8 protein-coding genes are annotated in these 10,348 nt (G+C 39.5%); 5 read left to right on the top strand and 3 right to left on the bottom strand.

Annotated features, from left to right (window positions below):
* Positions 1-88: 88 nt before the first annotated feature.
* Positions 89-922, top strand: coding sequence for an FkbM family methyltransferase (locus BKK47_RS10655; protein ID WP_077494812.1), 834 nt, complete (start codon positions 89-91; stop codon positions 920-922).
* Between the two features lie 87 nt (positions 923-1,009).
* On the opposite strand, the gene ppk1 is transcribed toward BKK47_RS10655, so the two are convergent.
* Complete coding sequence (ppk1, locus tag BKK47_RS10650; protein ID WP_279626184.1) at positions 1,010-3,214, bottom strand: polyphosphate kinase 1; 2,205 nt, start codon at positions 3,212-3,214, stop codon at positions 1,010-1,012.
* A 123-nt stretch (positions 3,215-3,337) separates the two neighbouring features.
* Between ppk1 and yedE the strand changes: the two genes are divergently transcribed.
* The gene (yedE, locus tag BKK47_RS10645; protein ID WP_077494810.1) at positions 3,338-4,558 is read left to right on the top strand and encodes a selenium metabolism membrane protein YedE/FdhT; all 1,221 of its coding nucleotides are present in this window, start codon (positions 3,338-3,340) and stop codon (positions 4,556-4,558) included.
* Positions 4,559-4,586: 28 nt separating this feature from the next.
* Positions 4,587-4,856 (top strand): sulfurtransferase-like selenium metabolism protein YedF, encoded by a 270-nt coding sequence (gene yedF, locus BKK47_RS10640; protein ID WP_077494809.1) that lies wholly within the window; start codon positions 4,587-4,589, stop codon positions 4,854-4,856.
* A 53-nt stretch (positions 4,857-4,909) separates the two neighbouring features.
* Here yedF and BKK47_RS10635 read toward each other — a convergent pair whose 3' ends face one another.
* Positions 4,910-7,051 carry an alpha-galactosidase gene (locus BKK47_RS10635; RefSeq protein ID WP_244149140.1) on the bottom strand — a complete coding sequence of 714 codons (2,142 nt, stop codon included), beginning with the start codon at positions 7,049-7,051 and terminating at the stop codon, positions 4,910-4,912.
* Positions 7,052-7,061: 10 nt separating this feature from the next.
* A complete protein-coding gene (gene melB / locus BKK47_RS10630; protein ID WP_077494807.1) occupies positions 7,062-8,441 on the bottom strand; it encodes a melibiose:sodium transporter MelB in 1,380 nt (459 codons plus the stop codon).
* A 220-nt stretch (positions 8,442-8,661) separates the two neighbouring features.
* Here melB and melR point away from each other — a divergent pair, with 220 nt between their 5' ends.
* Entirely contained in the window at positions 8,662-9,603 is a 942-nt protein-coding gene (gene melR / locus BKK47_RS10625) for a transcriptional regulator MelR (RefSeq protein ID WP_077494806.1), read from the top strand.
* 30 nt (positions 9,604-9,633) lie between these two features.
* A partial coding sequence (gene sfsA, locus BKK47_RS10620) for a DNA/RNA nuclease SfsA (RefSeq protein WP_077494805.1) occupies positions 9,634-10,348 on the top strand: 715 nt, incomplete at its 3' end.

The raw sequence follows: 10,348 nt of genomic DNA, 5'->3' as shown, positions 1-10,348 counted from the left end.
TTTAGTTAAAAATAAAAAAAACATACAAAAATTGACCAGAAAGATTTATAATGCTATGCATTAATTTCATAAATAATGGATTCAATTTATGCGTACTTCATTACAACAAACAAAATGGGGACTATTTAATCTTATTGAAGGAGATTTTATTAGTCAATTTGTCAAAACTTATGGTGAATGGTCTGAAGTTGAAGTTCAATTCTTCCGTAGTATTTTATCTAACCGCAGCAATATTATTGAAGTGGGTGCAAATATAGGAATACACTCCGTCCCACTTGCAAAATTTGCGCCACAAGGTAAGTTATTTTGCTTTGAGCCCCAACGTATTATTTTCCAAACTCTCTGTGCCAATATTTCATTAAACCATCTTACTAATGTTTACGCTTATCACCAAGGTGTAAGTAATCAAAAACAAAATATTGAAATTTCTTCATCAAATTATGATACGGCTTGGAATTACGGTAGTTTTTCTTTGGATAAAGGATTTGATACGGAAGGTGATTTTCAAGGCTATCAACATAAAGAATGGGTTCAAGTTGTTACCTTGGATGAACATCCCGAGATTCAAAAATTAACGGAATTATCTTTACTGAAAATTGATGCAGAAGGCTTTGATCTCAATGTATTACAGGGAGCGACTAATACTATTAACCAATACAAACCTGTTATTTTTATTGAAGCCCATCCCCATAAATCCGAGGCAATATTGAATTATCTAAATCAACTTGATTATCAATGTTTCTGGTTTATTTCTGATCGCTATCAGCCTAATAATTATTTCAGTCAGGAAAGAACAATTTCCGGTTTAGACTATAATCTAGCCTGTTTCCATCACTCAAAAACCTCAAATTTACCTATAGAAACATTGGCTAAGCCTGAAACGGATTTATCTCAAGTACCACGACTAACATATCAAAACTAGATAAAGAATATTAAAAAGCATTTTGAATCCAAAATGCTTTTCTATTTATTAAGAAGGTATGTATAAGAGGATATTCCCCTTATTGAACTATAAAGTCTGACCGTATTTTTCCCATAAAGCATTCTGTAAGCTGAAAGGGACTTCGTTTTCTTTCGGAACGATTTGTTTATAAGTGCCATCGGGCTGCATTTCCCACGCTTTCGTATTATCTTTTAATGCCATAGTGAGGCTTTCTTCAATAACACGGGCTTTGAGATCTGGGGATTCAATCGGGGTTGTCGTTTCAATTCGACGAAAGAAATTACGCCCCATCCAATCCGCGCTGGAAATATAGGTATTTTCTGCGCCATTATTATAGAAGTAATAAACACGGGAATGTTCAAGTTGACGCCCTACAATGGAACGCACGCGAATATTCTCAGAAAGCCCCTCAACCCCCGGACGTAAAGTACACATCCCCCGAACAATTAAATCAATTTGTACACCGGCTTGACTGGCTTCGTATAAAGCTTCAATCACACCGGTATCAACCAAAGAATTCATTTTTGCAATAATTCTTCCCGTCCTACCCGCTTGTGCATTTCGGGTTTCTTGCTTGATGTGTGCTAAAACCGATTGATGTAAAGTGAAAGGACTTTGATAGAGCTTGTTTAATTTTACCGGTCTCCCTAACCCTGTAATTTCCATAAATAAGGTATTCACATCATAGGTAATCTGTTCATCTGCGGTAATTAAGCCAAAGTCTGTATAAATGCGGGATGTTCCTTGATGATAATTCCCCGTACCTAAATGCGCGTAACGTTTAAGTACCCCTTGTTCGCGGCGGATAATCAAAACCATTTTGGCGTGAACTTTATAACCAAAAACTCCGTAAACAACATGAGCTCCGGCATCTTCAAGCTGTTGTGCCCAGTTGACATTATTGGCCTCATCAAAGCGTGCCATTAACTCAACAACAACTGTCACTTGCTTACCGGATAATGCTGCCTGCATCAATGCATGAACCAGTTCTGAACGACTTCCTGTGCGATAAATCGTCATTTTGATGGCTAATACCGAAGGATCACTTGCGGCTTCACTAATCATTTGAACCACCGGATCAAACGACTGATAAGGGTGATGCAATAAGATAGGTGCTTGCCTGACATAATTTAAAATCGAATCAACTTTTGTTCGCTTGGATAGCGGGCTCGGTGTAACTGGCGGAAATTTTAAATCGGGTCGATCGACTAAATCAGGAATAGAATTTAAACGAATAAGATTAACCGGACCTTTCACTCGATAAAGTTCATTGGTACTAAGTTTAAATTGTGCCAGTAAAAAATGATAAATATGCGCGGGACAAAGATCAGCAACTTCTAAACGGACTCCGTCACCATATTCACGATCATGTAATTCACTCTGTATTGCAGTTCGTAAATTATCCAACTGCTCTCTATCCGATTCCACACTCAGATCACTGTCCCGGGTAAGGCGAAATTGATGACACCCTTTCACTGTCATACCTAAAAATAATTTATGCACATTGGAATGTAAAATAGAAGAAAGAAAAACAAAGCCATTCTCCCCCTGACAAATGTCTGACGGCATTTTTACCACACGAGGCAAAATACGCGGAGCTTGTACGATTGCCATACTGGAGGGTCTGCCAAAGGCATCGTTACCGTCAAGTTCTACCGCAAAATTAAGCGATTTATTCAATAAACGTGGAAACGGATGGGAGGGGTCAAGCCCTATAGGCGTTAATATAGGTAATAATTCACGATCAAAGTATTGACTGACCCATTCACGTTGCGCCTCAGTCCAACTTGAACGGCGATAAAAATGAATTCCTTCTTTTGCCAACTCCGGCTCAAGCACATTATTAAATAAAGCATATTGTTCACTAATTAAATCTCGGGCTTCCTTTGAAGCAAAAGCGATTGCTTCTTCTGCCGTTCTACCACTGTCTAATAGTGCATAAGGACTCAATTTACTTTCACGTTTTAAACTTGCAATCCGAACTTCAAAGAATTCATCTAAATTTGATGAAACAATACAAAGAAAACGTAATCGTTCCAATAATGGCGTATTCGGATCTTGCGCCTGTGCTAAAACCCGACGGTTAAAAGCCAGTAAACTCATTTCTCGACAAAGAAAACGATTGTTATCAGTCATTGTAATATCCCTATTTTTATCGTTACATTTTGAATGGAAAAATAACCGATAAAAATGACAAGAACGTGACAAAAATATTAATTCCCTTTGTTTTCCACTATATTTTTGTTTATACTCTGACCGCTTTAACAGCATATTCATTCATATATCGCAAGTTTGTGTATAGGAAATGAACAAATCTGATTGTATTCTCAATTCTATTTTTCATCATATACCTTTGCTTGCAAATCATTAACTTTCTTAAGGATTTAAGAACTTATGTTAGAGATTTGGCAACAATTCAAACAAAACTATCTCATTAAATATTGGAATCCTGTCGCCGCCGTGATCGCAGCAGGTTTGCTTTCCGCTTATTATTTTGGTGTAACCGGTACTTATTGGGCCGTAACGGGAGAATTCACCCGTTGGGGAGGACACGCCTTACAAGCCCTTGGTATGGATGTAAGCGAATGGAGCTATTATAAAATCATTGGAATGGAAGGAACCGTTTTTACCCGTATTGACGGTGTAATGATTTTAGGGATGTTCGCCGGCTGTATTTCCGCAGCACTTTGGGCAAATAACGTCAAATGGCGCAATCAACCGTATAAACGCCGTATTGCCCAAGCCTTAATCGGCGGAGCATTAGCCGGTTTCGGCGCACGCCTTGCCATGGGGTGTAACCTTGCCTCGCTTTTCACCGGCATTCCGCAATTCTCTGTCCATGCTTGGTTTTTTACTATTGCAACCGCACTTGGCACTTATATCGGAGTAAAAGTAACTTTACTGCCAATGTTCCGCGTGAAATTAGAATTAAAAAAAGGCGCGGCAAAATTAAAAGAAACCGACCCCAAACAATCCTCCCGCCGTTTTTGGATAGGTATGGTGATTTTCTTTGCCTATCTCATTACATCACTTTATGTGATGACACATTCTATTAAACTGGGGTTCGCTATGTTTTGCGGCTTAGCATTCGGTTTATTAATTGAACGAGCACAAATTTGCTTTACCTCCGCTTTCCGTGATTTATGGGTAACCGGTCGTGCTTATATGGCAAAAGCCATTATTTTCGGAATTATCGTGGGAACAATCGGTATTTTCTCCTATATTCAATTAGGTGTTTCGCCCAAAATTATGTGGGCAGGTCCGAATGCGATTATCGGCGGATTATTATTCGGTTTTGGTATCGTGTTAGCCGGTGGCTGTGAAACCGGTTGGATGTATCGCTCCATGGAGGGGCAAGTTCATTTTATGTGGGTAGGATTAGGTAATGTCATTGGTTCTACTTATCTTGCTTACGTTTGGGACGATATCTCTCCCACCCTCGCCTTAGATTACGAAAAACTAAACCTACTTAACTCTTTCGGCCCAGTAGGCGGTTTATTAGTAAATTACGCTTTATTAATTCTCTGTCTAGTTGCGGTGGTTTGGTGGGAACGGCGATTCCTTGCAAAAGCCAAAGCAAAAATTACAGCGACACAACCATCTTGCGGTTGTTAACTCTTATTCATTAAAAAAGGAAATGATTATGGCATTTACCGTTGTTCAAAAACTAGATAAAGATCCGAAAGACATCACTCCGGATTACACACTTGACACTTTAGGTGAGCCTTGCCCTTATCCCGCGATTGTAATGCTTGAAACCATGCCACAATTACAAAAAGGCGAGATTTTGGAATTATTAAGTGATTGTGCCCAATCTATCAATAATATTCCTGTGGATACCAAAAACCACGGTTATACGCTCCTTAGTGTTGAACAAGATGGAACAACGTTGAGATATTTGATTCAACGATAAAAACTCCTTCAGCACCAAAAAGTGCGGTCAAAATTGACCGCACTTTTCATTATCTATAATTTTCTAAATTCAAGTAACATCGCACTTTGCGGATCTAACACAGGAATGGTTAAACCGGCATTAGCAAGCCATTCGCCTTGAATGGTCACGGTTTTACCGTCAAAACAATCCCGCAGCCATTGTGGAAAAACTTTCATTAAATGCCCTGCTCTGCCTTCACGAATATAATTCGGAATAGAAAGCACATTGATTTGATAAGTGGTATCCGCCGCTAAATACGGCAAGCGAAGTTTGCCCATCTGTTTGTATTCCGGCATATCAAGTTGGCTTATCAGTAACAAGGCTTGGGATTTATCTTTCGCCACGACACCATGCAAAATGGTGTTTGGTTCGTGATAATCCAAGCGGAAAACATCACCACTGTGTAATAACGGGCGGAACTGTTTGTGTAACGCAATATATTTCGCAAATCCTGCACGCTCTTCCGCACTTTCTTTCACCGGATCCAGTTCTACGCCCATATGCCCGAATAATGCGGTTAAACCGCGATAATCAATAGAAAATCGGCGATATGTCGTTTGACAAGGTGAACCGCCAATATGCGCCCCCATGACTTCAGGCGGGTAGAAATAGCTCATTCCACGGTGAATTTGTTGGCGGGTGTAAGCATCAATATTATCCGATGACCAAAAACGTTGTGAACGTTTAAGAATTTCGTAATCCACCCGTGCGCCACCCGATGAACAACTTTCAATTTCAACCTGCGGATAACGTTTCTGTAATTCATCAAATAAGCGGTATGCCGCTTTGGTTTGTTCCACCACTGCCGCACGACCGCAGCTACCCGGTTGGACAAGGCGGCGGTTGTGATCCCATTTGATATAATCAATTTCATGATTTCCGAGTAACCAATCCATACGCGCTAATAAATAATCAAAGACTTCTTGTTTAGTGAGATCCAAAACATATTGATGGCGTTCTTCCGGTTGATCATAGCCTTCAAGCGCAAGTAACCAATCGGGATGGGCTTGATAAAGTTTGGTCGGTTTGTTAATCATTTCCAATTCAACCCAAATACCAAATTGCATACCGAATTTTTTCACCGCATCAATCACCTCATTTAAGCCGTTCGGATATTTTTCTTCATCCAGATACCAATCGCCCAAACCGCCAAAATCATCATTACGCCCGATAAACCAGCCATCATCAATAATAAAGCGTTCCACGCCCATTTCCGCCGCTTTCTCCGCCATTGCAATAATGTGCTTAGGATGATGATCAAAGGTTACCCCTTCCCAAATATTCAAATGTACCGGACGCACAGGATAAGCAAAATGTAAAATATGTTGGCGGACATGATTGTGAAATTGACGTGACATTCCATTCAATCCCTCATCCGAATACACCGCATAGACCCAAGGCGTACTATGACTTTCACCTTGTTTAAGCTGAATTTCTCCCGGGAAATAAAGATTTTCCAATTGAGCGAAACGGCGACCATCGATCAATACATCCGCACGAATACGATGATTTCCCGACCAAGCAAGATGGAATCCCCACACTTTACCCTGTTGCTGGCTAAAATGAGGTGTCCCCAAAATCAGATTCGGCGCATATTCATGAGAGGTTCGTCCATGACGATTTTCTTGGGTAAACGCACCATGTTTGAGTGAAATACGATTCTCGTGTAATTCACGACACCAACGCCCATAGAAACTTAATACTTCATCGGCATATTCAGGTACCGGCAAGGTAACTGCGAGACGATTTACGGTAAATTTGTCCTCGCCTAAGTTAGTTAAAGTATGACGGAATTTAAACACGCCATTTTCATCAGCTTCAATCTCTGCCTTAAAACCCAATTTTGCAATGGAATCTTCCATGTCCAACACTAAAGTGCGGTCAGTTTTTGTGATATTTTTGGTGACAAACACTGGCGCCCAATCATAACCATTACGATGCCCCTCTATACCGGAAACCCCGAAATAGCCCCTGCCATTTTCCGCAGCAAGAGTAATGGGAATATCTATATCAAGGCTCCCGTTTGCCACACCACGTTCAATGCTCATCACATCCGCTTCGGTGATTTCATCTAATTCAAGGCGTTGACCAAAATAGAGGATCTCTGCCGGTTCTGTACGTAAAATTAAGTCGGTTTCTTTACTTTGTAAGCGAATTAATTGTGAACTCATCATATTGCTCCTGTTAATATTTTGTTTCAACTTTACGATATTTATCTAATAGGATGATATTAACTTTTGCGAGTAAATCACCATGAAGTTTGTAATAACGAAAATAGACGAATAATTTAATGAGATAGAAGAAAATTGGTAACCCTATCATAATCACTTTCATATAAAACAAGGTTGATTCGCTTTGAGCTTCATTCGGCACATAATCAATTGCCGTCAATAACACACCGATTAAGAAAGCGGAAACAGCAGAGCCGGCTTTCACCACCATGGTTTGTACGGCATAGGCAATACTTTCAGAACGGATACCGAGTTTGAACTCGCCGTAATCTATGGTATCCGCCACCATAATCACTTGTAATGTCCAGAACAATGCACTACCGATTTGCATAAAAATACCGGCAAGGATAATCAAGAAAATACTGTGATAATTAGCAAGACCGGTATAAGCCAAAATAGCACAACTAATAATGGAGCTGACTGAAATGGTGATCCATAAAGTTCGGCGTGAGAAAAATTTTGCCAAACGGGCGAATAAAATTATGATGGCGAGATTCGCAATGCCTGCATAAGACATATAGTATGGGAACATTTCTTTATCACCTACCACATAGGTGAAATAATAAATAGCGAAGCCTGAAATTATATTACCTGCGATGTTGTAGCAAAGTGCCATGATAAGCAAACTTGAAAGTTGATCGTTGCGTGGAATAAGCGATACCAACGTTTTAAGCGGGACTTTTTCCTGTGAACCGGCATCTTCAATGTTATCGGAAGAATATTTTTCTTTGACATTAATGAGGGTAATAATCGTTGAAGCTACGAAGAAGGCAATAATCACTAACGTGAACATTCTAAAACCAAAACCTTTGTCATCTCCCCCAACGGCATCCACAAACGGCATACACACACCGGCAGTCACAAAACCGGCAAGGCTGGCAAAGAAACGCGGATAAGGTACAAGTTCTTCACGTTCCCGCTGATCGAGGGTTAAAGTCGGTGTAAGAGACCAAAACGGAATATCCATCAGGGTATATGTCATCCCCCAAAGAATATAGGTAACCGCAATGTAAACAACAAGTGCCGTTCCAGAGAAATAGTCCGCGCAAAAAAGAGAAAAAAGTGAAATAGAGTTAAGAATTGTGCCAATCAAAATCCAAGGTTTAAATTTTCCCCAACGCGATCGTGTATTATTCACAATCCATCCCATAATGGGGTCATTTAATGCATCCCATACCCGAGCTACCATAAAAATACTTCCTACAATGGCACCGGAGACACCCAATACATCCGTGTAATAATACATTAAATACATATATACAATGCCAATCGCAAAATCCTTTCCATAAGCACCTAAACCAAAACTGATTTTGGTTTTCATTGACAAACTCATAATAAGCTCCTTAGTGATGACTTTTTTGATAGGCACTTATCATGGCAAAAGAAAAATAGTTTTCCTATATTGTTTTCTCATACAAAATTCCTGAAACCTCATTTTTTGAGATTTACGTATAAAAAAATGAGTTTTTAGGAAAATTCTATAAGAAAATAGGAATTAACGAAAAAATTAGCTATAATTTCAACGCTCTCCTATGGTACTTAATTGGTGATGTATGGAACATGAAGATATTGTTTTGGATTATTTTGATCCGGAAAATTCTCTTGGAAGTAAAACGACCAGTCCGCTTTCCTTGCCTTTAGAAAAGCAATCGTTACGCGTAAAACTATGGCAACCACCGCTGAATATGCCGGCACATCATTGGCACGGACATATTGAAATCAATATCCCCTTTGACGGCGATGTAGAATACTTCTATAACGGTTCACTCATCACAATTAAGGAAAACCATGTTGCCGCTTTCTGGGCTTCCATTCCCCATAGCTTAGTAAATCGTAGAAACTGTACTGAAATGGCGGTGATTGATATTCCTGTTTACCAATTTCTTTCTTGGCAACTGCCGGATAATCTTGTTACCCATATTACACATGGCATTGTAATTCAATCTAAAAATCCTGCACTCGCCAGTGCTTTTGAAATTATGCGTTGGCAAAATGAACTTACTAAAAATGACAACAACCGTAATCATTTGGTGTATAGCGAAGTACAGCTACTACTAAAACGTTTGGAACTCGACGGTTGGGAACTTCTACTCAAAACACACTATGAAAACAACATACACAGCAATTCTTCCCGTCACACACAATATTATGTCATTCAAATGCTGAATTACATTGGCAGCCATTTTAATCAAGCGCTTACCGTATCACAGGTAGCCAATGCTGTTGGATTAAATGCTAATTATGCGATGGGGTTATTTCAACGTGCTATGCAATTGACTATTAAGCAATATATTACAATGATGCGTATTAACCACGCTAAAGCCTTGCTTAGCGATACCGATAAAACTATGCTTGATATATCAATTACGGCTGGTTTTAATTCTTTAAGCCGTTTTTATGAAAATTTCCAAAAATATACCGGATTTTCCCCAATGAATTATCGTAAAAAAATACGGGGAAATTTTTCAACTCATCGATTTATAAAAAAACCATAATATTTCAACCGCACTTTAATAAGGAATAGTATGCAACTTCCCGCACTTCAGTCTGCAAAATTAATTCGTCGCTACAAACGTTTTCTCGCTGATATTGAATTATCTAATGGTGAATTGATGACGATTCACTGCGCCAATACGGGGGCAATGACGGGCTGTGGAGAGAAAGGTGATACCATCTGGTATTCTCATTCCGATAGCCAAACTCGAAAATATCCCCATTCATGGGAACTCACCCAACTGGCTAACGGACAACTTTGCTGTATTAATACCCATCGTTCTAATCAACTTGTGTTTGAAGCCTTGCAAAACAAACAAATTAAAGAACTGGCGATGTATGATGAAATTTATCCAGAAGTCAAATATGGTGAAGAAAATAGCCGTATTGATTTTTTACTTAAAGGCGAAGGACTGCCCGATTGCTATGTGGAGGTGAAATCTATCACCTTAGTGAAAGGCAATCTCGGTATGTTTCCTGATGCCGTCACCACACGTGGACAAAAACACGTGCGGGAACTACTGGCGATGAAAAAACAAGGACACAGAGCTATCGTACTTTTCGCCGGTCTGCACAATGGATTTGATCGTTTTAAAATCGCCGAATATATCGATCCCGAATATGATAAATTGTTAAAAGATGCGATAGAACAAGGTGTGGAAGCTTATGCCTATGCCGGTGAATTTGAAATTTCAGGGGGAATTCCTACCGCACTTTCATTGACAGAATCAGTGCCTTATATTAGAT

The sequence above is a fragment of the Rodentibacter mrazii genome (assembly GCF_001998825.1).
GTDB classification, from domain to species: domain Bacteria; phylum Pseudomonadota; class Gammaproteobacteria; order Enterobacterales; family Pasteurellaceae; genus Rodentibacter; species Rodentibacter mrazii.
The sequence above is the reverse complement of the archived record's forward strand: the minus strand, read 5'-3'. Positions and strand labels throughout refer to the sequence as shown.